The 23,146-nt window shown below is 65.3% G+C and carries 21 protein-coding genes; 7 read left to right on the forward strand and 14 right to left on the reverse strand.

The genetic code is table 11. The annotated features are described in order from the left end of the window. Positions 1-3 precede the first annotated feature (3 nt). Entirely contained in the window at positions 4-399 is a 396-nt protein-coding gene (locus AC1RL5_RS30740) for a hypothetical protein (RefSeq protein WP_492590155.1), read from the forward strand. A gap of 119 nt (positions 400-518) precedes the next feature. Continuing rightward, positions 519-1,661 carry an alpha/beta hydrolase family protein gene (locus tag AC1RL5_RS30745; protein WP_072451665.1) on the forward strand — a complete coding sequence of 381 codons (1,143 nt, stop codon included), beginning with the start codon at positions 519-521 and terminating at the stop codon, positions 1,659-1,661. A gap of 70 nt (positions 1,662-1,731) precedes the next feature. Here the strand turns inward: AC1RL5_RS30745 and AC1RL5_RS30750 are convergent, their stop codons facing one another. Then, positions 1,732-2,940, reverse strand: a complete 1,209-nt coding sequence (locus AC1RL5_RS30750; protein WP_041116710.1) for an MFS transporter — start codon at positions 2,938-2,940, stop codon at positions 1,732-1,734. A 245-nt stretch (positions 2,941-3,185) separates the two neighbouring features. On the opposite strand from AC1RL5_RS30750, the gene AC1RL5_RS30755 reads away from it, so the two are divergent. Then, positions 3,186-3,815, forward strand: a complete 630-nt coding sequence (locus tag AC1RL5_RS30755) for a hypothetical protein (protein WP_492590153.1) — start codon at positions 3,186-3,188, stop codon at positions 3,813-3,815. Positions 3,816-3,949: 134 nt separating this feature from the next. After that, positions 3,950-4,399, forward strand: a complete 450-nt coding sequence (locus AC1RL5_RS30760; protein WP_011060027.1) for a RidA family protein — start codon at positions 3,950-3,952, stop codon at positions 4,397-4,399. A 65-nt stretch (positions 4,400-4,464) separates the two neighbouring features. On the opposite strand, the gene AC1RL5_RS30765 is transcribed toward AC1RL5_RS30760, so the two are convergent. The 8 genes from AC1RL5_RS30765 to gcl form a co-directional block, all read right to left on the reverse strand. Further along, on the reverse strand, positions 4,465-5,466 hold the full coding sequence (locus AC1RL5_RS30765; protein ID WP_011060028.1) for a sulfate ABC transporter substrate-binding protein: 1,002 nt from the start codon (positions 5,464-5,466) through the stop codon (positions 4,465-4,467). A gap of 90 nt (positions 5,467-5,556) precedes the next feature. Beyond that, the gene (locus AC1RL5_RS30770) at positions 5,557-6,381 is read right to left on the reverse strand and encodes an ion transporter (RefSeq protein ID WP_492590151.1); all 825 of its coding nucleotides are present in this window, start codon (positions 6,379-6,381) and stop codon (positions 5,557-5,559) included. Positions 6,382-6,402: 21 nt separating this feature from the next. Next, positions 6,403-7,323, reverse strand: coding sequence for an urea transporter (locus AC1RL5_RS30775; RefSeq protein ID WP_015634656.1), 921 nt, complete (start codon positions 7,321-7,323; stop codon positions 6,403-6,405). Between the two features lie 102 nt (positions 7,324-7,425). Next, a complete protein-coding gene (gene pyk / locus AC1RL5_RS30780) occupies positions 7,426-8,841 on the reverse strand; it encodes a pyruvate kinase (protein ID WP_015634657.1) in 1,416 nt (471 codons plus the stop codon). Beyond that, positions 8,831-10,111 carry a glycerate kinase type-2 family protein gene (locus AC1RL5_RS30785; protein WP_011060032.1) on the reverse strand — a complete coding sequence of 427 codons (1,281 nt, stop codon included), beginning with the start codon at positions 10,109-10,111 and terminating at the stop codon, positions 8,831-8,833. Before AC1RL5_RS30785 ends, pyk begins: the two co-directional genes overlap by 11 nt. A 152-nt stretch (positions 10,112-10,263) precedes the next feature. Further along, positions 10,264-11,157, reverse strand: a complete 894-nt coding sequence (locus AC1RL5_RS30790) for a 2-hydroxy-3-oxopropionate reductase (protein WP_011060033.1) — start codon at positions 11,155-11,157, stop codon at positions 10,264-10,266. Positions 11,158-11,262: 105 nt separating this feature from the next. Then, positions 11,263-12,045 (reverse strand): hydroxypyruvate isomerase, encoded by a 783-nt coding sequence (hyi, locus tag AC1RL5_RS30795; RefSeq protein ID WP_011060034.1) that lies wholly within the window; start codon positions 12,043-12,045, stop codon positions 11,263-11,265. 117 nt (positions 12,046-12,162) lie between these two features. After that, positions 12,163-13,938, reverse strand: a complete 1,776-nt coding sequence (gene gcl / locus AC1RL5_RS30800; protein ID WP_015634658.1) for a glyoxylate carboligase — start codon at positions 13,936-13,938, stop codon at positions 12,163-12,165. Positions 13,939-14,206: 268 nt separating this feature from the next. Between gcl and AC1RL5_RS30805 the strand changes: the two genes are divergently transcribed. Continuing rightward, positions 14,207-14,647, forward strand: a complete 441-nt coding sequence (locus tag AC1RL5_RS30805) for a GlcG/HbpS family heme-binding protein (protein ID WP_015634659.1) — start codon at positions 14,207-14,209, stop codon at positions 14,645-14,647. 131 nt (positions 14,648-14,778) lie between these two features. Here the strand turns inward: AC1RL5_RS30805 and AC1RL5_RS30810 are convergent, their stop codons facing one another. Continuing rightward, entirely contained in the window at positions 14,779-15,387 is a 609-nt protein-coding gene (locus AC1RL5_RS30810) for a TetR/AcrR family transcriptional regulator (protein WP_011060037.1), read from the reverse strand. Between the two features lie 169 nt (positions 15,388-15,556). Here AC1RL5_RS30810 and AC1RL5_RS30815 point away from each other — a divergent pair, with 169 nt between their 5' ends. Continuing rightward, positions 15,557-16,480 (forward strand): DUF808 domain-containing protein, encoded by a 924-nt coding sequence (locus tag AC1RL5_RS30815; protein ID WP_093406530.1) that lies wholly within the window; start codon positions 15,557-15,559, stop codon positions 16,478-16,480. Between the two features lie 7 nt (positions 16,481-16,487). On the opposite strand, the gene AC1RL5_RS30820 is transcribed toward AC1RL5_RS30815, so the two are convergent. The 3 genes from AC1RL5_RS30820 to AC1RL5_RS30830 form a co-directional block, all read right to left on the reverse strand. Then, a complete protein-coding gene (locus tag AC1RL5_RS30820) occupies positions 16,488-18,521 on the reverse strand; it encodes an FUSC family protein (protein ID WP_492590149.1) in 2,034 nt (677 codons plus the stop codon). A gap of 141 nt (positions 18,522-18,662) precedes the next feature. Further along, the gene (locus AC1RL5_RS30825; RefSeq protein WP_011060040.1) at positions 18,663-19,451 is read right to left on the reverse strand and encodes an MlaA family lipoprotein; all 789 of its coding nucleotides are present in this window, start codon (positions 19,449-19,451) and stop codon (positions 18,663-18,665) included. Further along, a complete protein-coding gene (locus tag AC1RL5_RS30830) occupies positions 19,444-20,742 on the reverse strand; it encodes a serine/threonine protein kinase (RefSeq protein ID WP_026020029.1) in 1,299 nt (432 codons plus the stop codon). Before AC1RL5_RS30830 ends, AC1RL5_RS30825 begins: the two co-directional genes overlap by 8 nt. 233 nt (positions 20,743-20,975) lie before the next feature. Between AC1RL5_RS30830 and AC1RL5_RS30835 the strand changes: the two genes are divergently transcribed. Then, positions 20,976-21,341 carry a hypothetical protein gene (locus AC1RL5_RS30835; RefSeq protein ID WP_011060042.1) on the forward strand — a complete coding sequence of 122 codons (366 nt, stop codon included), beginning with the start codon at positions 20,976-20,978 and terminating at the stop codon, positions 21,339-21,341. A gap of 27 nt (positions 21,342-21,368) precedes the next feature. Here AC1RL5_RS30835 and AC1RL5_RS30840 read toward each other — a convergent pair whose 3' ends face one another. Beyond that, the gene (locus tag AC1RL5_RS30840; RefSeq protein WP_103407548.1) at positions 21,369-22,922 is read right to left on the reverse strand and encodes a glycoside hydrolase family 17 protein; all 1,554 of its coding nucleotides are present in this window, start codon (positions 22,920-22,922) and stop codon (positions 21,369-21,371) included. Positions 22,923-23,146 lie beyond the last annotated feature (224 nt).

The raw sequence follows: 23,146 nt of genomic DNA on the forward strand, positions 1-23,146 counted from the left end.
GCCATGACCGCCATCGCTCGTATCACCCTGTTATCACTGGTCCTGGGGTTGAGCGCATGTACGGTCCATCGGCCGGTGCCCACCAGCTCCGAGCCGATCCCGCCGGCAGGTCCGAGCACACGCCCGTCCACGGCGCCGGGTACGCCCAGCGCGCCGATCCCCGCCGCCAAGCCCCTGCCACGCACCTCCGCCAGCTTCGCGCCGCCACCGGGCGGGCACAGCCATTGGGATGCGCGGTTGGGGGTCTATGTGCTGGATGACCAGAGCAACACCTTCTACCGCCAGCGCACCTATTACCGCTGGAACAATGGCTGGAGCCGCTCCATCAGCCCTGACGGGCCCTGGGAAGACACCGATATCCATGGTGTGCCTGCCGGGCTTGGTCGCCAGTTCCAGTAACCCTGTCCGATAAGCGCAGAGGCGCAGGCCAGAGCCTGCGCCCGGGCTGGATTATTTAAGCCTCGGGATGCCTGGCCGATACAGCGGGGTGTTCCCGAGTATCAGCCGTTGAGCGCCCGATGAAGAATGACCTGAACAAACCCTATTTCACGCCGATGGTGTTCTGGCTTGCGCTGATCTGTGTGCTGTTGCTGGTGTATGGCTTTGGCCCGACCGAGGTGCCGGAGCTGATCTACCTGTCGCTGGAGCCGGTGTGCCTGCTGCTGGCATTCGTCTTCATGTACTACTTCTTCTGCTGGAGCCTGATCTCGGTCTTTCGCTTGGGCGAGATCGGCTGGAAGCGCGTGGACTACGCCTGGCTGCTGCTGGCGTCCCTGGCCCTGATCAGCGCCACCCAGGCGGTGCGCGTGGACTGGTTCCAGACCGACTACCAATTGGCGCAGCAGGCCCAGGCCGGGCTGCAGCGGCGCGTGGCCACGGAGATCGAGGACATGCTGGGCGTGGAGCACTGCAAGGCGGCCATCGCTCGCTACGAGCCCCAGGATGCGGCCCAGGTCAGCAGCCTGTGCGAGCGTTTTGCAGCGCTGGAGCGCACCGCGGACGGGCGCCTTTCGGTCTTGGCAGAGGTCAAGGTGCAGCAGGCGCTGGAGGATATCCGCGGCGAATACACGGCGGCTCCCATCCGCCAATGGCTGCAGGGCTTGAGTGAAAGCATCAAGGAACTGGAGCAGCAGCGGGCCGAGGTGCGGCGCCTGTACGGGTTGGTAACGGTCAGCGCTACCGAGAGGCTCTACAGCTACTTCGTGCCCTTGCTGCTGGTGATCGCCCTGGCATTGCGCGCCTCCAAGGTCACCGGCGAAGTGCTGCTCAAGGCACCACGGCGGCGCAAGCTGTGGCTGATCATCAACCGCCGCGTGGTCATCGATGGCCTGGGTTTTGCCCGTGGCGCCCGGGCTCGGCTGGATGAAGCCCTGGGCAATTGGCGGGTAGCCCGTTGGGGTGTGGTGCACCTGGGCTGCGACTTCATCGGCGCGCCCGGCCCCCAGGACACCCCGGTCCCGGTCACCCCGGGCTTCTATGAAAGTGAATTCCAGCTGGCCAGCCTGGCCGACTTCGACAGCAGCGAGTTCGTCGAATGGGCCGCGACCCAGACCATCGACACTCTGTACCTGGTGGGGGAAACCGATGCCGGCCTGATCGGGCGCCTGCGGCTCTGGGGGGCGGCGGCCAATATCGAAGTCCTGGTGCGCGAACGCATCTGAGGCGCCCGCCCCGGTGCAGCTTGCCTGCCCGGGCAACTCCGGGCAGGGGCAAGGGCGCCGCGCCTTTTCCTCAGGCCCGGGCCGGGCGGCGGTTGTCCCGCACCAGCAGGAAACGCATCAAGGCCAGCAGCGGGAAGGCGCTGCCCACCAGCACGATGCCCAGCCAGCCGCCATGCTCGTACACCGCACTGGCAATCGAGGAGCCAAAGGCACCGCCGATGAAGATGCTGGTCATGTACAGCGCATTCAGGCGGCTGCGGCTGTGGGCGTCGAGGGCGTACACGGCGCGCTGGCCGAGCACCATGTTCATCTGCACGCAGAAATCCAGGACCACCCCGGTCACGGCCATGCCGATCACGCTGTAGGCCGGATGCACCAGGCTGGGGATGAAGCTCAGGGCCGCCAGCAGCATGGCCAGCAGTGAGGCGATGCGGGTATGGCCGGCATCTGCCAGGCGCCCGCTGATGGGCGCGGCGATGGCGCCGATGGCGCCCACCAGGGCAAAGATCGCGATCTGGCTTTGGCTCAGGCCGTGCTGGCGCGCCAGCTCCAGCGGTGCGGCGGTCCAGAACAGGCTGAAGGTGGCGAACAGGCAACCCTGGTAGAAGGCGCGCTGGCGCAGTACCGGTTGCTGGCGCAGCAAGTTGCCCAGGGAATGCAGCAGTTGGCCATAGGTGGCGCTGTGGGCCGGCTGGCGCTTGGGAATGGTGAGCATCAGCACCAGGCTGATGGCCGCCATCAGCAGCGCCGCGGCGATGAACATCGCCCGCCAGCCGAAGTGGTCGGCCACCACGCTGGACACCGGCCGGGCCAGGAGAATCCCCAGCAGCAGGCCGCCCATGATCCCGCCCACCACCCGGCCCCGGGTTTCCTCGGGGGCCAGGTGCGCGGCCAGGGGAATCAGGATCTGCACCGACACCGAACTGAAGCCGATCAACAGCGACACCAGGAGAAAGGCATTGGGCTGCTGGATAAAGGCCGCGCCCAGCAGGCTGGCAATCGCCACCAGGGTGGTGCAGATCATCAGCCGGCGGTTTTCCAGCAAATCGCCCAGGGGCACCAGGAAGAACAGGCCCAGGGCGTAGCCGATCTGGGTCAGCGACACGATCAGGCTGGCCAGGGCGCTGGACAGGCCGAGGTCCGGGGCAATCAGCTCGATGATCGGTTGTGCGTAGTAGATGTTGGCGACTATGGCCCCGCAGCAGAAGGCGAACAGCAGCACCATGCCTCGGGTCATTGTCGCGCTGCCGGTGGGCAGAGCCTGGGTCGTGGAATTCATTGGCGATCTCTGGGGCAAGCGCAAGGAGCGAGGTCGGCAAGACCCCGTGGCAAAGCGATGGAGCGGGCCGGGTGGCAAAGGTCAGCGATCGAATGATGAAGGCCCGTTGAGTACCGGGGCGTGTCGCTGTCGAGGGGCGATGATACATTTACTTACATCCTGTTCGATAGCATGCTCATGCTCCCCCGGGGCCTTGCAGTCGACTGACGGGCTCTGTGCACCCATTGCCTTGAGGAATCCGTTCCATGAATCGGTCTTTGCCTGGTTTGTTGTGCAACCTTCAATGCCTGGCCCTGGCGTTCCTGCTGGGCAGCGCCGCGGCCCTGGCCCAGGACGCGCCGGGCATGCGCATTGGCGTACGTGGGGAGATCACCGGGGTCGGCGGCGACGTGGTGCGGGTGCACGTCAACAGTGGGGAGAATGTCAGCGTCGAGCTGACGCCCCAGACCCAGGTGCGTGCCGTGACCCTGGCCAATATCGAGGACATCAAGCCCGGCAGCTACATCGGCTCGGCGGCCATGCCCATGGCCGACGGCACCCTCAAGGCGCTGGAAGTGCATGTGTTTGCACCGCAGTTGGCCGGTACGGGTGATGGCCACCGGCCTTTCGACTTGGCTAAGGGCAGCAGCATGACCAACGGCAGCGTCGGTGACCTGGTGGTGAGCAATGGCCGTACCCTGACCGTCAACTACAAGGGCGGCCAGCAGAAGATCCTGGTGCCGGACGATGTGCCCATCGTCAACCTGACTCCCGGCGACCGCAGCCTGCTCAAGGTCGGGGTCAAGGTGGTGATGTTCGTTACCCAGAGCGATGACGGCAAACTCACCGCGCAGTCGATCTCCGCGGGCAAGGATGGGGTCGCACCGCCGATGTAGGCCGCTGCTGCACGGGTTTGCCACCAGGCGGGTGGGGGCTTGCATTGCCAAATGTTGCTGCGCGCGGGTTGCAGTGGAAGTCGGCAAAGGCTTGGTTTACGGTTTCCGGTCGTTCAATGCGCCGGGAGTGCCTTATGGAAAAGTCGACGTTCAACCCAGCCAGTGTGTTCAATTCCCTGCAATACGGTTTCAGCCAGGCGGTGGAGGTGCGCGGTGGGCGGCGCCTGCTGCTTTCCGGCCAGGTGGGTGTGGATGAGCAGGAGCGCACCGTGGGCCCGGGCCTGCGGGAGCAGACCGAGCAGGCCTTCGACAATATCGCCCGGGTCCTGGCCGAGGCGGGTGGCCGGCTGGCGGATGTGGTGATGCTGCGGATCTACATCGCCGAAGCGGCCCGCAACCAGCAGGAACACATCAGCGCAGTCTTGCTCGAACGCTTTGCTAGCCAGCCGCCGGCGTCTTCATGGATCATCGTCAGCGGGCTGTCGCTGCCAGAGTGGCTGATCGAAGTCGAGGCGGAGGCGGTGCTGGAGGAGCGCCATCAGGTCGCCGAAGCGGCGCTGTTCACTCCGGCGCGAGCCCTCTGAGCGCCATCCCTGGGGCATAAAAAAAGCGACCCCGGAGGTCGCTTTTTTCATTCACCCGCGAGGGGTCACTTGGCGTTGGTGTAGATCTGGTCGAAGATCCCGCCGTCGTTGAAGTGGGTCTTCTGCACGCTGCGCCAGTCGCCGAAGGTCTTCTCCACCGAGAGGAAGTCGACTTTCGGGAAGCGATCGGTGTACTTGGCCAGCACTTTCGGGTCCCGTGGGCGCAGGTAGTTGTTGGCGGCGATTTCCTGGCCTTCCGGCGACCACAGGTACTTGAGGTATTCCTCGGCGGCGGCGCGGGTGCCTTTCTTCTCTACCACCTTGTCCACCACCGATACCGGCGGCTCGGCTTCGGCGGACACACTCGGGTAGATCACCTCGAACTGGTCGCGACCGAATTCGCGGGCGATCATCTCCGCTTCGTTCTCGAAGGTCACCAGCACGTCGCCGATCTGGTTGGTCATGAAGGTGGTGGTGGCGGCGCGGCCACCCGTGTCGAGCACCGGCGCCTGCTTGAACAGCTTGCCGACGAAGTCCTTGGCCTTGTTCTCATCGCCGCCGTTCTTGAGCACATAGCCCCAGGCCGAGAGGTAGGTGTAGCGGCCGTTACCCGAGGTCTTGGGGTTGGGCACTATCACCTGCACGCCGTCCTTGAGCAGGTCCGGCCAGTCCTTCAGGGCCTTGGGGTTGCCCTTGCGCACGATGAACACGGTGGCCGAGGTGAACGGCGCGCTGTTGTTCGGCAGGCGGGTCACCCAGTTGTCCGGCACCAGCTTGCCGTTGTCCGCCAGGGCGTTGATGTCGGTGGCCATGTTCATGGTGATGACATCCGCCGGCAGGCCGTCGATTACCGAGCGCGCCTGTTTGCTGGAGCCGCCGAAGGACATCTGCAGGGTGATGTTCTCGTTGTGCTCGGCTTTCCAGTGTTTCTGGAAGGCGGCGTTGTAGTCCTTGTAGAAGTCGCGCATCACGTCGTAGGAAACGTTGAGCAGGGTCGGTGCGGCCTGGGCGACGCTGCCCAGGGCCAGGCCGGCGGCCAGTAGCGAGGCGCTGAAGAGTTTTTTCACTGCACATTCCTTTTGTTCGAGAGTGAAGGCAATTTGCCGCCGACTATAGCCGGGGCGCTATATCTCTTTAAAGATTAAAAAGTACTTTGCTTATTCCAGTTTCCTGAATAGCGCATTGCCGCAGCGGGAACAGAAGGCCGCGGCGGGTTCGTGGGTGTTCTTGCGGCACACCGGGCAGTCGTGCTTGAGCTGCTCGCCGCGCATGGCGCTGGCCAGTTCCGCGGTGAAGATCCCGGTGGGCACGGCGATGATCGAGTAACCGGTGATCATCACCATGGACGAGATCACCTGGCCGATCACGGTCTTGGGCACGATGTCGCCGTAGCCCACGGTGGTCAGGGTGACGATGGCCCAGTAGATGCCCTTGGGAATGCTGGTGAAACCGTGCTCCGGGCCTTCGACCACGTACATCAGGGTGCCGAACACCGTGACCAGGGTGCAGACGCTGAGCAGGAACACCAGGATCTTCTGCTTGCTGCCGCGCAGGGCGTCCAGCAGGTAGTGGGCCTGCTTGAGGTAGGGCGCCAGCTTGAGCACGCGAAAGATCCGCAGCATGCGGATGATGCGGATGATCAGCAGGTATTGGGCGTCGCTGTAGTACAGGGCGAGGATGCCGGGGACGATCGCCAGCAGGTCCACCAGGCCATAGAAACTGAAGGCGTAGCGCAGGGGTTTGGGGGAGCAATACAGGCGCAGTCCGTACTCGATGGCGAAGATCAGGGTGAAGCCCCATTCGATGTAGGCCAGGACGTCGGCGTAGTTGCTGTGCACCTCATCGATGCTGTCGAGAATCACGATCACCAGGCTGGCGAGGATGATCAGCAGCAGGGTGCTGTCAAAGCGCCTCCCCGCCACCGTATCGGTCTGGAAGATCATTACGTAGAGGCGCTGCCGCCAGTTGTCGCTGTTGCCCATGGAAATCGCCTGAATCGAAAGTCAGCGAAGCCTAGGGGGATTTGCCGGGGGAGCGCAAGGCGCGTCGCCCCGCACGTTTCGGCCCAGCACCCGGTCGACGGTGTGCACCAGCCAGCAGGCCAGGACAAAGGGTGCGGTCAGGGGCGCAAGACCCAGGGCGACCAGCCCCGGGCTGATCAGCAGTGCCAGCAGCATCCCCAGTAGCGGCCGCCAGGGGTGCCGGGCCTGCTGGCCCAGGGCCAGGGCGACCAGGGCGCAGTTGTAGCCGCCCAGGCCCTGCAGGGCCTGGGCATGCTCTTGCTGCAGCAGGGCAAAGAGCAGGCCGCAGGCGGAGCCGAACAGGGCCCAGGCTGCCGCGCGGCGGCTGGCCAGCAGCAGGCCGAGCAGAATCAGCAGGCCGGCCAGGGGCTGGCCGAGGAACATGATCTGCCCCAGGCCCTGGAACAGCCCACCCAGCAGGTTCGCCAAGGACAGCCCGGGCACGCCCTGGGTGGCCGCGGGCAGCGGCTCGATCAGGCTCAGCAGCAGCCAGCCGAGGCCGACGAAGGGCGCGGTGTAGGCCGGCAGGCTGGCGGGGTTGCGGGCACGTTTGAGCCATTGCTGGGTAATGATCGCGCTGAGGCCGCCGGCGGCGATGATCAGCGGCGGCAGCAATACCGACCAGGGCAGGTACAGGCCCAGCAGCAGGCCCAGCAGTACGCCGTTGTAGCTGAACAGCCCGGCCTGGCGGTCGGCCTTGGCGTACCCCCGGCGTTGCGCGGTCAGCAGCCCGGCCAGGGCTCCCAGCAGGGCAGCGCCGAGCAGTGCCGGGGCACTGACCAGGATCGCCAGCAGGCACAGCAGGCCGCACAGCGGATGGCGCTGGAGAAAGATCTGACTGAAGCCGTTAAGCAGGGCAGTGGCCCAGTCGGGGCAGAAGGCATTGAAAGACTGTGAAGGCATGATGCAAATCAGTGGGGCGGCCCCTGGGCGAGGGTTGCGCTTGCCCGCCCAGGCCTCCTCTGCGGGAGGCTCTGGCCGGTCAGCGGCGCCATGGGCTGCGGGTCAGAGAAGGGTTTCGACACGCAACGAATTGGTGGTGCCCGGCTGGCCGAACGGCACACCGGTGGTGATCACCACGGTGTCGCCGCGCTTGGCCAGGCCCTGGGCCTGGGCGATTTCCAGGGCCGTGGCACACACCTCGTCGACCTGGCGCAGTCGGTCGTTGACCACCGAATGCACACCCCAGGCCACTGTCAGGCGGCGAGCAGTGGCAAGGTTCGGCGTCAGGTTGAGGATCGGCACCGAAGGCCGCTCGCGGGCGGCGCGCAGGGTCGAACTGCCGGATTCGCTGTAGTTCACCAGCACCGCCACTGGCAGGATGCTGCACACCCGGCGGATCGCGCAGCTGATGGCGTCCGAGACCGTGGCCTCGGCCTGGGGCCGGCTGACGTCCAGTTGGGTCTGGTAGTCCGGGCCGGTTTCCACCTGGCGGATGATCTTGCTCATCATCTGCACGGCCTCCAGCGGGTATTCGCCGGAAGCGGTTTCCGCCGACAGCATCACGGCGTCCGCACCCTCGGCCACGGCGTTGGCGACGTCGGTGACCTCGGCCCGGGTCGGCGCAGGGGAGAAACGCATGGATTCGAGCATTTGGGTGGCCACCACCACCGGCTTGCCCAACTGGCGGCAGGTGCTGATGATGTTTTTCTGGATCTGCGGCACGCTTTCTGCCGGTACTTCCACCCCCAGGTCGCCCCTGGCCACCATGATCGCATCGCTCAGCTCGGCGATTTCCCGCAGTTGGGTGACGGCCGAAGGCTTCTCGATCTTGGCCATCAGGTAAGCCTTGTCGCCGATCAGCGCACGGGCTTCACGAATGTCTTCCGGGCGCTGCACGAAGGACAGGGCCACCCAGTCCACCCCCAGTTCCAGGCCGAAGCTCAGGTCGCGACGGTCCTTGGCCGTCAGCGGGCTGAGGTCGAGTACCGCCTGGGGCACGTTGACGCCCTTGCGGTCCGACAGCTCACCGCCATTGAGCACGGTGGTCTCGATGGCATCGGCGTGCTTGGCGATCACCCGCAGGCGCAGCTTGCCGTCGTCCAGCAGCAGGTCCATGCCCGGCTCCAGGGCGGCGATGATCTCCGGGTGCGGCAGGCTGACCCGCTGGGCGTTGCCCGGGGTCGCGTCGAGGTCCAGGCGCAGGGCCTGGCCGCGCACCAGTTGCACCTTGCCCTCGGCGAAGGTGCCGACCCGCAGCTTCGGCCCTTGCAGGTCCATGAGGATGCCGAGGGGGTAGTTCAGTTCGCGCTCTACCTGGCGGATCCACTCGTAGCGCTGGGCGTGGTCGGCATGGGCGCCGTGGCTGAAATTGAGCCGGAAGATGTTCACCCCGGCTTGCACCAGCTCACGGATGTCCTCGATGCCGTCGATGGCCGGGCCCAGGGTGGCGAGGATTTTGACCTTCTTGTCAGGCGTCATGTTTGGGGTTCTCGAGAATCAGGATGGCGCGGAAGTCGTTGACGTTGGTGCGGGTCGGCTCGGTGACGATCAGGTCCCCCAGCGCCGCGAAGTAGCCATAGCCGTTGTTGTTGTCCAGCTCGTCGCTGGCGCTCAGGCCCAGGGCCGCGGCGCGGGCGTAGCTGTCCGGGGTCATGATGGCCCCGGCATTGTCCTCGGAACCGTCGATGCCGTCAGTGTCGCCGGCCAGGGCATAGATGCCCGGGTAGCCCTTGAGGCTGTCGGTGAGGCTCAGGAGGAACTCCGCGTTGCGCCCGCCACGGCCATTGCCGCGCACGGTGACGGTGGTTTCACCGCCGGAGAGGATCACGCAGGGCGCCGCCAGGGGCTGGCCGTGCAGGGCGACCTGGCGGGCGATGCCGGCGTGGACCTTGGCCACCTCCCGGGATTCTCCCTCCAGGTCGCCGAGGATCAGTGGACTGAAGCCGGCCTGGCGAGCCTTCACGGCCGCCGCCTCAAGGGACTGTTGGGGCCGGGCGATCAGTTGGAAGTGGCTGCGCGCCAGGCACGGGTCACCGGGCTTGACGGTTTCCGACTCTGGGCTCTGCAGCCAGCTGCGGACCGCGGCCGGTACGTCGATGCCATAGCGCTTGAGAATCGCCAGGGCCTCGGCCGAGGTGCTGGGGTCGGCCACGGTGGGGCCGGAGGCGATGACCGTGGCCAGGTCGCCGGGTACATCGGAAATCGCATAGGTGTAGACCGTGGCCGGCCAGCAGGCCTTGGCCAGGCGTCCACCCTTGATCGCCGAGAGGTGCTTGCGCACGCAGTTCATCTCGCCGATGGTGGCGCCGGATTTGAGCAGGGCCTTGTTGATGGCCTGCTTGTCCGCCAGGGTGATGCCGGCGGCTGGCAGGGCCAGCAGCGCCGAACCGCCACCGGACAGCAGGAAGATCACCCGATCCTGTTCCGACAGGTTGCTGACCAGTTCCAGCACGCGCTTGGCCACGGCCAGGCCGGCGGCGTCGGGCACCGGGTGGGCGGCTTCGACCACTTCGATCTTGGTGCAGGGGGCGCCGTGGCCGTAGCGGGTGACCACCAGCCCGGAGACTTCGCCCTGCCAGCTGCGCTCGACCACCTGGGCCATGGCCGCGGCGGCCTTGCCGGCGCCGATGACGATGACGCGGCCGCTGCGGTCGCTGGGGAGATGGGCTTGCAGAACCTGTTGCGGGTGGGCGGCGTCGATGGCTGTGGCGAACAGCTCACGGAGGAATTTTTGCGGATCGACCGACATGGCGGGCTCCCGGATTTCTTGTTATGGGGGGCTTGAAACGGGTGTAGCCGCCACCTCAGGTGGCGGCAAGGTCAGCAGGGCCTGTCCCTGGCCCGCCGTGAGGCGTTTCCTGCGAACCTTGGCGCAGCCTGCGGGGCGGCTACGGATGCTGCTTATTTCTTCTCGCGGATCGAGAAGTTGGCCATGTGTTCCAGGCCCTTGATCAGGGCCGAGTGGTCCCAGTTGGCGCCACCGATGGCGGTGCAGGTGCTGAACACTTGCTGGGTGTTGGCGGTGTTGGGCAGGTTGATGCCCAGCTCGCGGGCACCGCTCAGGGCCAGGTTCAGGTCCTTCTGGTGCAGGTTGATGCGGAAGCCCGGGTCGAAGGTGCCCTTGATCATCCGCTCGCCGTGCACTTCGAGGATCTTCGAGGAAGCGAAGCCACCCATCAGTGCTTCACGCACCTTGGCCGGGTCGGCGCCGTTCTTCGAGGCGAACAGCAGGGCTTCGGCCACGGCCTGGATGTTCAGGGCGACGATGATCTGGTTGGCCACCTTGGCAGTCTGGCCGTCACCGTTGCCACCCACCAGGGTGATGTTCTTGCCCATGCTCTGGAACAGCGGCAGGGCACGTTCGAAGGCCTGGCTGTCGCCACCGACCATGATGCTCAGGGTGGCGGCCTTGGCCCCGACTTCACCGCCGGACACCGGGGCGTCCAGGTACTGGGCGCCGGTTTCGTTGATCTTGGCGGCGAAGGCCTTGGTAGCGGTGGGCGAGATCGAGCTCATGTCGATGACGATCTTGCCCTTGCCGATCCCGGCGGCCACGCCGTCGGCGCGCAGCAGCACGTCTTCGACCTGGGGGGTATCGGGGACCATGATGATGACGAACTCGGCTTCCTGGGCGACGTCCCGGGGCGAGGCCAGGGCGATGGCGCCGGCGGCGATCAGGTCGGCCGGAGCCTTGCCGTGGTGTTCCGAGAGCAGCAGGCTGTGACCGGCCTTCTGCAGGTTGGCGGCCATTGGGTGGCCCATGATGCCGGTGCCGATAAATCCGATTTTAGCCATGATAAAAATCCTCTATTCAACGGGACCTTGTGGGCGCTGGCTGGCCAGCGAAGGCGGTCTTGCGGGCCTCTTCGCCGGCAAGCCGGCTCCTACGCAGGTACAGGTTCAGATTGCGTTGTGGGTTTTCAGCCAGCCAAGGCCGGCTTCAGTGGTGGTCAGCGGCTTGTACTCGCAACCGACCCAGCCCTGGTAGCCGATGCGGTCCAGGTGCTCGAAGAGGAAGCGGTAGTTGATCTCGCCGGTGCCCGGCTCGTTGCGCCCGGGGTTGTCCGCCAGCTGGATGTGGTTGATTTGGCCCAGGTGGTTGGCCATGGTCCGCGCCAGGTCTCCCTCCATGATCTGCATGTGGTAGATGTCGTACTGCAGGTACAGGTTGTCGCTGCCCACCTGCTCGCGAATCGACAGCGCCTGGGCGGTATTGTTGAGGTAGAAGCCGGGAATGTCGCGGGTGTTGATGGCTTCCATCACCAGCTTGATGCCCACGGCCTGGAGCTTGTCGGCGGCGTACTTGAGGTTGGCGACCAAGGTCTTTTCCACCAGGGCTTCATCGGCGCCCTGTGGGCGGATGCCTGCCAGGCAGTTGATCTGGGTATTGCCCAGGACCTGGGCGTAGGCAATGGCCAGGTCGACCCCGGCGCGGAACTCCTCGACCCGGTCGGGCAGGCAGGCGATACCGCGCTCACCCTTGGCCCAGTCGCCGGCCGGCAGGTTGAACAGCACCTGGCTCAGGCCGTGGGCGTCAAGTTGCGCCTTGATTTCGGCAGAGCTGAATTCGTACGGGAACAGATATTCGACGCCGCTGAAGCCGGCATCGGCGGCCGCCTTGAAGCGGGCGAGGAAGTCCTGTTCGGTGAACAGCATGGACAGGTTGGCAGCGAAGCGCGGCATGGTGGTCTCCTGTGGTTCGGTCAAGCCTGGGGCTGGCGCCAGGGGGCGGGCGGCCCGGGCGCCACCTCTGGCGGGAGGTGGCGCGCGGGGCCCGGCCGGTGCCAGCGGCCAGGGGTATCAGTCGAGCAGGGAAATCGCGGTAGGGGCGTCGTTGCCCACCAGCGCCAGGTCTTCGAACTCGTTGACCGCGTTGATTTCGGTGCCCATGGAAATGTTGGTCACGCGCTCCAGGATGATTTCCACCACCACCGGTACCTTGAAGGTCTGGAGCATTTCCTGGGCCTGGCGCAGGGCCGGCTGGATGTCCTTGGGTTCGAACACCCGCAGGGCCTTGCAACCCAGGCCTTCGGCAACGGCCACGTGGTCTACGCCATAGCCGTTGAGTTCCGGCGCGTTGAGGTTGTCGAAGGACAGCTGTACGCAGTAGTCCATGTCGAAACCGCGCTGGGCCTGGCGGATCAGCCCCAGGTAGGAGTTGTTCACCACCACGTGGATGTACGGCAGGTTGAACTGCGCGCCCACCGCCAGTTCTTCGATCATGAACTGGAAGTCGTAGTCGCCGGACAGCGCCACCACCTGGCGGTTCGGGTCGGCCTTGACCACGCCCAGGGCAGCGGGGATGGTCCAGCCCAACGGGCCGGCCTGGCCGCAGTTGATCCAGTGGCGTGGCTTGTAGACGTGGAGGAACTGCGCGCCGGCAATCTGCGACAGGCCGATGGTGCTGACGTAGCAGGTGTCCTTGCCGAATACCTGGTTCATTTCTTCGTACACGCGTTGCGGCTTGACCGGCACGTTGTCGAAGTGGGTCTTGCGGTGCAGGCTGGCCTTGCGCTGCTGGCAGTCATGCAGCCAGGCGCTGCGATCCTTGAGCTTGCCGGCGGTCTGCCATTCGCGGGCCACCTCCAGCAATACGGTCAGGGCGCTGCCAGCATCGGAAACGATGCCCAGGTCCGGGGTGAAGACACGGCCGATCTGGGTCGGTTCGATGTCCACGTGGATGAACTTGCGGCCTTCGGTGTAGACGTCCACCGAACCGGTGTGGCGGTTGGCCCAGCGGTTGCCGATGCCCAGCACGGTGTCGGACTTGAGCAGGGTGGCATTGCCGTAGCGATGGGAGGTCTGCAGGCCGACCATGCCCACCATCTGTGGGTGATCGTCAGGGATGGTGCCCCAGCCCATCAGGGTCGGGATCACCGGAATGCCGGTCAGTTCGGCGAACTCTACCAGCAGCTCGCTGGCGTCGGCGTTGATCACGCCGCCACCGGCCACCAGCAATGGACGTTCGGCCTGGTCCAGCAGGGCCAGAACCTTTTCCGCCTGCAGGCGGGTCGCCGCCGGCTTGGCCAGGGGCAGGGGCTGGTAGGCGTCGATGTCGAATTCGATTTCCGCCATCTGCACGTCGAACGGCAGGTCGATCAGCACCGGGCCGGGACGGCCGGAGCGCATTTCATAAAAGGCTTTCTGGAAGGCGTAGGGCACCTGGCCCGGTTCCAGCACGGTGGTGGCCCATTTGGTCACCGGCTTGACGATGCTGGTGATGTCCACGGCCTGGAAGTCTTCCTTGTGCAGGCGGGCGCGGGGGGCCTGACCGGTGATGCAGAGAATCGGGATGGAGTCGGCCGAGGCGCTGTACAGGCCGGTGACCATGTCGGTGCCGGCGGGGCCGGAAGTGCCGATGCATACGCCGATGTTACCGGCCTTGGTGCGGGTGTAGCCCTCGGCCATGTGCGAGGCGCCTTCGACGTGGCGAGCGAGCACGTGATCGATGCCACCGACCTTCTGCAGCGCGGAATACAGCGGGTTGATGGCGGCACCCGGGATGCCAAAAGCGGTATCGACCCCTTCACGGCGCATCACCAGAACGGCGGCTTCGATTGCTCTCATTTTGCTCATGGTTTTGTGCCTCTTGCGTTTTGTAATTGTATACAAGTGGTTTTGCGCAAAGTGTATTCACGGCGGATGGCGCAGGTCAATCCATTTTCTTGAGCGGCAGCGGCTTTCATCAAAGCCCCGATAAACCGGCGTCCTTTTGTCGCAGGGGCTGCCTTTCGCGAATTATTGTATACAAAAAATAAATTCATTGTGTTCTATTTGTTGTATCGGACTTCTCCTACAAGAAGCTTCCCCAGGCTTTCTCAATAACAAGATAAGGACGGCACCCATGAGCGCTTTAACCTTGAAAGTCGCAGTCAACCTGGCCAACCAGGCCATCAACGCGGGGCGCAAGATCAATGCGGCGCCGCTGACCATCGCGGTGCTGGATGCCGGCGGGCACCTGGTGACCCTGCAACGGGAGGACGGCGCCAGCCTGCTGCGCCCGCAGATCGCCATCGGCAAGGCCTGGGGGGCGGTGGCCCTGGGCAAGGGCTCGCGCCTGCTGGCCCTGGACGCGCAGCAGCGCCCGGCCTTCATCGGCGCATTGAACGGTCTGGGGCAGGGCAGCGTGGTACCTGCGCCGGGCGGGGTGTTGATTCGGGATCAGGCGGGGGCAGTGATGGGGGCGATCGGCATCAGTGGCGATACCTCGGACATCGATGAGCAGTGCGCCATCAGCGCGATCGAAGCCCAGGGCCTGGCGGCGGACGCTGGCGTCAGCGCATAGCCCTCGACCTCGCGGGCCCGGCCTGTAGCCACTGCCGAGCCCGCGAGGCTGCGAAAAGCCGCGCAGGATCTTGATTGAAACTATTGCGCCCTTGCGGGCCGGGAAACAAACCGGAAAGTATCGAAACGCTATCAGCGATCCAGTTCACAGCCCTTGAGCACCAGACGGATGATAGTCTGCGCCGCAGCTTCGTAGTCGTCTTCGTCGAGCTTGGTCTTGCCGGTGACCACCGAGATCTGCCAGTCGAAGTCGGCGTAGGTCTGGGTCGCGGCCCAGATGCTGAACATCAGGTGGTTGGGGTCGAGCGGGGCGATCAGGCCGCGATCGATCCAGGTCTGGATGCACTCGATGTTGTGCTTGGCCTGGGCGTTGAGCTGTTCCACCTGCTCCGGGCTCAGGTGCGGCGCGCCATGCATGATCTCGCTGGCAAAGACCTTGGAAGCGAACGGCAGGTCGCGGGAGATGCGGATCTTCGAGCGGATGTAGCCGCTGAGCACTTCGCTGGGCACGCCATCGGCATTGAACGGGGTGGAGGCCTGGAGGATGGGTTCGATGATGCTTTCCAGCACCTCGCGATAGAGGTTTTCCTTGGACTTGAAGTAGTAGTAGACGTTGGGTTTGGGCAACCCGGCCTTGGCGGCGATGTCGCTGGTCTTGGTCGCCGCAAAGCCCTTGTCGGCAAACTCTTCACTGGCGGCCCGCAGGATCAGTTCTTTATTGCGCTCGCGGATGGTGCTCATAAACCAGGGGATTCCTTGCCTGTTCGGGCGGTTGCGCATGGTAGCACCGGCGTCGCGCGAGGCTCAAGAATGCCCGGCGGCCGCCATTTTCCTGCTTCTGGCATCTCGCTTGTGCTGCCAGCGGCACGCTATGCTGCGCGCCTTATTTCCATGCAGGGAAGCCAGGTTCATGGCCGGAAGCAGTTTGCTGGTATTGATCGATGACATCGCCGCGGTACTCGATGACGTGGCCTTGATGACCAAGATGGCGGCGAAGAAGACCGCCGGTGTGCTGGGCGACGACCTCGCGCTCAATGCCCAGCAGGTCTCCGGGGTCCGCGCCGAGCGGGAAATCCCGGTGGTCTGGGCGGTGGCCAAGGGGTCGTTTCGCAACAAGCTGATCCTGGTGCCGGCGGCGCTGGCCATCAGCGCCCTGGCGCCGTGGCTGGTGACCCCGCTGCTGATGCTGGGTGGCGCCTACCTGTGCTTCGAGGGCTTCGAGAAGCTGGCGCACAAATACCTGCACCACGCCGAAGTGACGGCCGAACATAGCCAGACCCTGCAAGCCCTGGCCGACCCCCAGGTGGATCTGGTGGCTTTCGAGAGGGACAAGATCAAGGGGGCGGTGCGCACCGATTTCATCCTTTCCGCGGAAATCATCGCCATCACCCTGGGCACCGTGGCCGGGGCCTCCCTGACCCAGCAGGTGGTGGTGCTCTCGGGTATCGCCATTGTCATGACCGTCGGCGTCTACGGCCTGGTGGCCGGCATCGTCAAGCTCGATGACCTGGGGCTGTGGCTGGTGCACAAGCCCGCCGCCCTGGCCAAACGCATCGGTGGGGCGATCCTGCGGGCAGCGCCGCTGATGATGAAGAGCCTGTCGGTGATCGGTACGGCGGCGATGTTCATGGTCGGCGGCGGCATCCTGACCCACGGTGTGCCCGTCGTGCACCACCTGATCGAAGGGCTGGCCGAGCGCAGCGCCGGGGTCATAGGTCCGGTATCGGCGTTGATGCCGACCCTGCTCAATGCCGTGGCCGGGATCATTGCCGGTGCCGTGGTGCTGCTGGCGGTCACCCTGGCGGGCAAGGCCTGGCGCGCACTGCGCGGCTGACGGGCGCTCAGCCCGCTGCCGGCACCGGGGTCGGCAGCGCGGCCGCTTGTTGCTGCCGGCACCAGCGGCGCCAGGTGAACTGCAGTTGCAGGATCGCCGCCCGGGCCATCTCCCGGGCTTGCAGGGGCAGGTCGCGGTCGCCATCCAGGGCCTTGAGCAGGGCCGCCGAGACCGCATCCAGCTGTTCGCTGTGGTTGGCGCTGGGGCCACCGTGCCTGAGCAGCGTCGCCAGGTGCGCGAGATAATGCTCGCGTTCCGTGGCCAGGGTGCCCCGGGCCGGGTCCAGGCAACTGCGCAATTGCAGCAGCTCATCTCCCAGGTCCAGCCCCAGCAGGCCGTTGTCCCAGTGACTGCGGCGGTTCTCGGGCTGCATCTGCCAATACCGCGACACCCGGATCAGCCGATCGGCCATGCGCCCGCCGAACCAGCTTTCGGCCTGCTCCGGCGGGCGTGAGGTGAGCTGCGCCAGATCGAACAGCGAAGCCTTGAACATCCGCCGGTAGTGCTGCTCGCCCGGGTTGAGGCTGACCAGGCGCAGCACCACCACGGCGATGCCGACACCGATCAGGGTGGCCATGGCCTTGTTCAGGAACGTCCCGAGGTCGTAGCTCATCAGGTTGCTGGGGCCGACGTTGTTGACGAAAAAGATGCAGAACGCCGAGGCGACGGGCGCGAGCTTCGGTCGGCTCATGCACAGCGAAGCGCAGAACAGCGGCACTGCCAGCCCCAGGCACAGCAGGGGAAAACCGTCCCAGCCCGGCAGCAGGCCAAGGCCGACGAAGGCCGCCACGGGAATGGACAGGGCAATGCCCTTGAAGAAATTCAGGCAGGACGCGGCAGGGTTCTCACGCCCGGCGAACAGGCTCAGCACCACGCCACAGATGGAGACAGCCCCCAGCCCCGAGGGCCAGGCGGACAGCAGCCAGAAGCCGGCGACGGCGAGAAAGGCCAGGGCGCTGCGCAAGCCTCCCAGCACCCCTTGCTGGATATCCCGGTGCCAGGACAGGGCGCCGGGAGCGCCGGGCGGGACCCGGCCCTGTTCCACGGCGCTGACACTCAGGGCACTCTGTTCCACCCGCTCCAGTACCTGGGCCAGTTGCACCAGGCACAGATGGCCTTCGGCGGACAGCGAAGGGTCCTGCAGTGCCTGTTGCAGGCGCTGGAGCAAGGGCGGCAGGGCGGCGTCATGTTCGGCCTGCAGGGCCTGGATGGTCTCGCCGAGCAAGGGTTGGAGTTGCTGCGCGGTGGCGGCGTCGAGCATCTGCCGTTGCCGCGCCACGCCGCGGGCGGACCGGAGCAAGCCCAGCAGGTCGCGGCTCAGCACCCGCAGCGCCTGGGAGCGACGGCGTCCCTGCGGGCCTTCGAACCAGGCGTGATCGCGTTGGGCATCCACGGTGACGATACGCCCCAGGGCTTCCAGCAGCCCCTTGCGCTGGTCTTCCCCCAGCAGCTCCGAGGCTGCGGCCTGGCGCCCGGCCAGCCAGGCGGCGCGGCCCTGGACCGCCAGCGCCTGTTCCACTCGGCGCGGCCAGAGCAGTTGGCTGGCCACGGCGGCGCAGATGATCCCCAGGCCGATTTCCGAACAGCGCGCCACTGCCTGGTCGAACACCTGCAAGGGCGCTGCGGTGGCGGGCAGGGCGATGATGGCAGTGGTGTAGCCCGCCAGTACGAAACCGTAGGCTGCGTGGTTGCGCAGCAGCGAGGCGCCGGTGGTACAGAAGGCCAGCCACAGGGCCATGGCCAGCAGGAACAGCAGGGGCGCCTGGCCCAGGGTAGCGATCAGCAGTATCGACACCACGGCCCCCACCAGGGTGCCCAGCAGGCGGTAGGCGCCCTTGGCCAGGACCATGCCGCTGCTGGACTGGCTGACGATGAATACCGTGGTCAGGGCCCATTGCGGTTGTTCGAAATCCAGGCGGAACGCCAGGTACAGGGCCAGGCCGCCGGCAATCAGGTTGCGCGCGGCGAACAGCAGGTCGGCAGGGGCTGGGGCGAAGAGGGCTTGCCAGATATCGGCGCGGAAAAAGGTCGGCAGTTTCATCTTTCAGATACATCGATAGCTAGCTAATGATTAGCATCGTATCGATTTTGCCAGGGTGTGCCAATCGGCTTTTCAACGAGCGGGGAGGAAGGGGCTTTGACGGTGAGCGGACGCCCCGCCGGATGGCGGGGCGAGGCCGGGTTACTCGGCGATCTGCAGCTTGCGCGACTCGGTGTAGACGTAGCGCACTTTCTCGTATTCGAACGGCGAGTTCAGCTGGCCATAGCGAAAGCTGGTCTGGTAGCGCTTGTCGACCCCGCGCAGGACCCAGATTTCCGGGTGGTTGCTGCTGGCTTCCGAAACATTGAGGAAGTTGATCGCCGATTCGGCGGTGTAGTCCACCGCCAGCCCGGCGGTATCACGCAGGTTCGACGGGCCGAGGATCGGCAGCACCAGGTACGCGCCGCCGGGTACGCCGTAGAAGCCCAGGGTCTGGCCGAAGTCTTCGCTCTGGCGCGGCAGGCCCATCTTGGTGGCCGGGTCCCACAGGCCGGCCACGCCGATGGTGGTGTTGAGCAGCAGGCGCGCGGTGGTTTCCATGGAGCGCTGGCCCTTGAACTGCAGCAGGCTGTTGAACAGGTTGGGCACATCGCCCAGGTTGTTGAAGAAGTTGCTGACCCCGGTGCGCAGGAAGCTCGGCGTCACGTAGCGGTACCCGTCCACCACCGGCAGGAACACCCATTGGTCGAAGCGGTAGTTGAAGTGGTAGACCCGGCGGTTCCACGATTCCAGCGGGTCGTAGATATTCAGGGCGTTCAAGGTCGAGCGCTCGAACTCGCGTTGGTCCAGCCCCGGATTGAACTTGAGCTTCTTCAACGGCTCGGTGAAGCCATCGGGGTCGGGGGTGACGGGAATGTTGGCCTTGCTGTTGTCGGCTTGGGCATAGCCTGCGCAGAGCAACGCAGCGATAAGCAGGAGATGTTTAGCCACGGAAGAACTCCAGCATGGCGTCGCTGTTGACGCGGTAGTTGAGGTTGCCGCAGTGGCCGCCATGGGGGTAGACGGTCAGGCGGTCACCAAAGGTTTTACGCAGGAAACCCAGGTCGCCGGGGCCGAGGATCACGTCGTCGGCGTTGTGCATCACGGCGATCTTCGGGCTGGCCTTGAGGTAGTCCTGCAGGGCGTAGAGGCTGACCTGGTCGATCAGTTGCAGCAGGCTGCCGCCATCGGTGCGGGCGCGCCACATGGGGATCACCTGCTCGGTCAGGTAGCAGTCGAAGTCGCATTGCAGGGCACGCTTGAGAAACGGCGTGAGGCTGGTGCCTTCGCGGATCGGGTACTTGGGCGGGGTGATCAGGCCACGGCGGTTGATCAGGTCCGAGGTGAAGGCGATATCCGCCGCCGAGAAACGGAACGAGGTGCCGATCAGCATCGCCATCTGCTCGTTGGTCAGGTGCTGCTTGGATTGCTGGAAGTCGTAGAGCAGGGCGTCGTTGAGGTCGATATAGCCCTTCTGCTGGAAGTAGCGGGTCAGCTTGCCCAGCACCAGTTCGTAGAAGGTAGTGCTGTTGTTGATGCCCTTGACCTCGGTCTGCACCAGCTTGTCGAGGTTGGTGATCGAGGTATAGAGATTGACCGGCGGGTTGAGCAGCAGGACCTTCTTGAAATTGAAGCTGCGCCGGGTTTCATCCAGCTTGCTGACGAAGGCCGCATCCAGCGCGCCAAGGCTGTAGCCGGTGAGGTAGAACTCGGTGATCGGCAGCTTGGGATTCTGCGCCCGTACGGCCTGCATCACCCGGTACATGTCCTCGGCGTCTTCCTGGGTCACGCCCGGGGTGGCAAAGCGCGAAGCGGCGCTGATGAAGTCGAAGCTGGTGGGCGAGGACAGCTGCACCACGTGGTAGCCGGCTTTGTAGTAGAGCTTCTTCAGGTACTCGTTGAGGCTGCTGTCATAGCGCGCCCCGGTGCCGGCGATCAGGAAGATCAGTGGCGCCGCGTGGTCCTGGGTGGCAATGCGGTAGGTGAGTTTCTTCACCGCCCAGAAGTTGTCCGGGAGGATGAATTCCCGTTCCGGACGCAGCGTCAGGCTGTGGTCAGACTGGCGGATGTCATCGTTGGAGGGCAGTTCCGGGCGCAACTCCGGAGGCGTGGTGGCGATGGTGGCTTCGAAGGGGTTGGTCAACGGGTAGCCATAGGTGGCCGGGTCGACGTCGACCGCCAGCGCGGACGCACTCAGGATAAGGCCGCCAAACAGGGCAGCGAAGCGCAAGGAACGAAGCATGACTGTATCCCTAGAAGAAGGTACCGAATGAGGTTCGCAGGCTATGACCACCGCGCTGCTGCCGAAGTGCCATGGTTGGGCACAAATAACGCCTGCGACAGGCTTATTGGGAAGTGATAGTAGCCGGACGATACACTTTGCCGCCATTTGCATGACAGATATCTGCGCCTGGCGCTTGCCAAGCGTTCGCGGGGGATTATGCTGGGCGCCGTTTTGACTGTTCGGAGTGTTTCATGTCCCGCCGCCTTCCCCTGATTCTGCTGCTCGTGGTCCTGCCGCTGTGGCTGGCCGCCAGTTATGGCCTGCGCTACGGCTTCATGGAGGATGCGCGCTGGGTGGGTGCCTGTGTCGAGGCCGCCAGCCGCTGGGAGTGCGGGCTGCGCTCCAGCCTGGGTTGGATGATTCACTTCAAGGTGCTGGGTTGGAGCGCGGTGGCCGTGGCGCTCCTGGGTTTTGTCATGCCCGGGCGTGCCGGTTGGGGGCTGGGCGTACTGGCGTTGCTGATCGGCATCCCGGCCCTGGCCCTTTACAACACCACCCTGGCGGTATTTGCCGTGGTGATTGCCGGCTTGCGCCTGGTGCGCGCCAGCAAGCCATAGCCGCAGCAGCGGCCATGGCCTATGGCCTCAGGCCCTGCGGGCCCGCAGGTTACGCCAAAGCGCCGCTACCATCAGCAGGCTGACCAGGGCCCAGCCCCAGGCCTGCTGGTTGGCCAGACCTTCCTGATACAACTGCGGGGCAATGCCGGCACCGACGATAAAGGTCAGCAGGGCAATCTCCCGGCGCGGCACTCGCACCGGGCGGCACAGGTAGACCAGTGCCGGCAGTAGCAGGGCCGCGCTGGGGAAGCTGCGGTAGCGCGGGTCGAACACCAGCTCCAGCATCATCACCGCCGCGGCGAAGCCTGCGGCCGTCAGCAGCCAGCCGGCCCGTTTCTCCAGTGCATTGAAGGCCTCCAGGCGCCAGCCCTGGCGAGGGCTCAGGGCCAGGGCGGCGTGGGCCAGCACCAGCAGGTTGAGCCCCAGCAGCAACGCGGCCCAGCACCATTCACCGGCGAAACGGCTGGTTGCCCGCGCCAGTTCTCCCCAGGTTCCGATGCTGCAAGCGGCCACTGCGCCCAACAGGGGCAGCAGCAGGGCGGCGCGGTGGTCGCGGGGCCGGCCGCCGAGCACCAGGGTGCCGAGCAGTATCAGGCCGCCGACGCCCAGCCACAGCGGCCAGTACGGCAGGTTGGACACCGGGCCGGCGAGGATGCCCTTGTCCTGGCGATCAGCATCGAACAGCCCCCAGTAGCCACCGACGGCACCTTCGCTGGCGCGCTTCCAGGGCTGGTCGAAGGCTTCGATCAGGTTGTAGTGCCAGCCATTGTGTTCCGCCAGGGCGACGAAGCCGCGGATGAACTTGGCCTCGTTGACCCGGCTGGGCAGCGCGGTTTCTCGCTGCCGGCCTTCACTGGGCCAGCCGGTCTCGCCAATCAGCACGTCCTTGGGGGCGAAGCGGTTGCCGAACACCTGGCGCACCTCGGCCACGTGGTTCAAGGCGGCGTCGATGTTCGACGGATCGTCTTCCCAGTACGGCAGCAGGTGGATGGTGAGGAAATCCACCGTCGGGGCGATTTCCGGGTGCTTGAGCCAGAACTCCCAGACATCGGCGTAGGTCACCGGCTGCTTGACCCCGGCCTTGACCTTGAGGATCAGCCGCGCCAATTGCGCGCCGGTGACCTCCTTGCGCAGCAGTGCTTCGTTACCGACGATCACCGCACTGACCACGTCCGGGTTGGCGTTGGCCGAGGCGATCAGCAGGTCGACCTCCTTCTCGGTGTCCACCGGGTTGCTGTTGACCCAGGCGCCGATCATCAGCTTCAGGCCGTGCTTGCGCGCCAGGTCAGGCAGGGCTTCCAGGCCGGTCATGGAATAGGTACGAATGCATTCGAAACGGGTCGCCAGCAGGGCCAGGTCGGCGTCCATGCGCTGCGGGCGCAGCTTGAACGGCTGGTCGAAGGGCGACTGGTCCTTGTCGAACGGAGTGTAGGAAGCGCACTGCAGCTTGTGGCTGGCGCTGGCGACATCCGGCAGGTGCACCGGCCGGCCAAGGCCGTACCAATAACCGCAGAGGGCCAGCAGCCCGAGCAGGCAGGCGAACAGATAGGGCAGGGCGGGGAAACGAGGGGTGGCGGGCATGATCGGGCCGTCGTGGAACAAAGCCGGGCATCTTACCCGCATTTGTCCGCAGCTTGGTGGGCTGCATGATTTTGACATGCAAAGTTCGGGCGGACCCACGGCCCGGGAGAGGCCGGCCGTTGGTTACTGGCTATCTGATGTCGCTGCTGGCTGCCTTGAGGTCGTAGACAGAGCAGGTCGCGGAACAGGGCGGGTTGATGATCCAGGCATCAGTACTCCGCTGA

It is taken from the genome of Pseudomonas sp. GW822-FHT06D10, assembly GCF_058799535.1.

Bases quoted from the DNA above. Each gene is read 5' to 3' on its own strand.
- AC1RL5_RS30740 (WP_492590155.1), top strand. From the start codon at position 4: ATGACCGCCATCGCTCGTATCACCCTGTTATCACTGGTCCTGGGGTTG.
- AC1RL5_RS30745 (WP_072451665.1), top strand. From the start codon at position 519: ATGAAGAATGACCTGAACAAACCCTATTTCACGCCGATGGTGTTCTGG.
- AC1RL5_RS30750 (WP_041116710.1), bottom strand. From the start codon at position 2,940: ATGAATTCCACGACCCAGGCTCTGCCCACCGGCAGCGCGACAATGACC.
- AC1RL5_RS30755 (WP_492590153.1), top strand. From the start codon at position 3,186: ATGAATCGGTCTTTGCCTGGTTTGTTGTGCAACCTTCAATGCCTGGCC.
- AC1RL5_RS30760 (WP_011060027.1), top strand. From the start codon at position 3,950: ATGGAAAAGTCGACGTTCAACCCAGCCAGTGTGTTCAATTCCCTGCAA.
- AC1RL5_RS30770 (WP_492590151.1), bottom strand. From the start codon at position 6,381: ATGGGCAACAGCGACAACTGGCGGCAGCGCCTCTACGTAATGATCTTC.
- AC1RL5_RS30775 (WP_015634656.1), bottom strand. From the start codon at position 7,323: ATGCCTTCACAGTCTTTCAATGCCTTCTGCCCCGACTGGGCCACTGCC.
- pyk (WP_015634657.1), bottom strand. From the start codon at position 8,841: ATGACGCCTGACAAGAAGGTCAAAATCCTCGCCACCCTGGGCCCGGCC.
- AC1RL5_RS30785 (WP_011060032.1), bottom strand. From the start codon at position 10,111: ATGTCGGTCGATCCGCAAAAATTCCTCCGTGAGCTGTTCGCCACAGCC.
- AC1RL5_RS30790 (WP_011060033.1), bottom strand. From the start codon at position 11,157: ATGGCTAAAATCGGATTTATCGGCACCGGCATCATGGGCCACCCAATG.
- hyi (WP_011060034.1), bottom strand. From the start codon at position 12,045: ATGCCGCGCTTCGCTGCCAACCTGTCCATGCTGTTCACCGAACAGGAC.
- gcl (WP_015634658.1), bottom strand. From the start codon at position 13,938: ATGAGCAAAATGAGAGCAATCGAAGCCGCCGTTCTGGTGATGCGCCGT.
- AC1RL5_RS30805 (WP_015634659.1), top strand. From the start codon at position 14,207: ATGAGCGCTTTAACCTTGAAAGTCGCAGTCAACCTGGCCAACCAGGCC.
- AC1RL5_RS30810 (WP_011060037.1), bottom strand. From the start codon at position 15,387: ATGAGCACCATCCGCGAGCGCAATAAAGAACTGATCCTGCGGGCCGCC.
- AC1RL5_RS30815 (WP_093406530.1), top strand. From the start codon at position 15,557: ATGGCCGGAAGCAGTTTGCTGGTATTGATCGATGACATCGCCGCGGTA.
- AC1RL5_RS30820 (WP_492590149.1), bottom strand. From the start codon at position 18,521: ATGAAACTGCCGACCTTTTTCCGCGCCGATATCTGGCAAGCCCTCTTC.
- AC1RL5_RS30830 (WP_026020029.1), bottom strand. From the start codon at position 20,742: ATGCTTCGTTCCTTGCGCTTCGCTGCCCTGTTTGGCGGCCTTATCCTG.
- AC1RL5_RS30835 (WP_011060042.1), top strand. From the start codon at position 20,976: ATGTCCCGCCGCCTTCCCCTGATTCTGCTGCTCGTGGTCCTGCCGCTG.
- AC1RL5_RS30840 (WP_103407548.1), bottom strand. From the start codon at position 22,922: ATGCCCGCCACCCCTCGTTTCCCCGCCCTGCCCTATCTGTTCGCCTGC.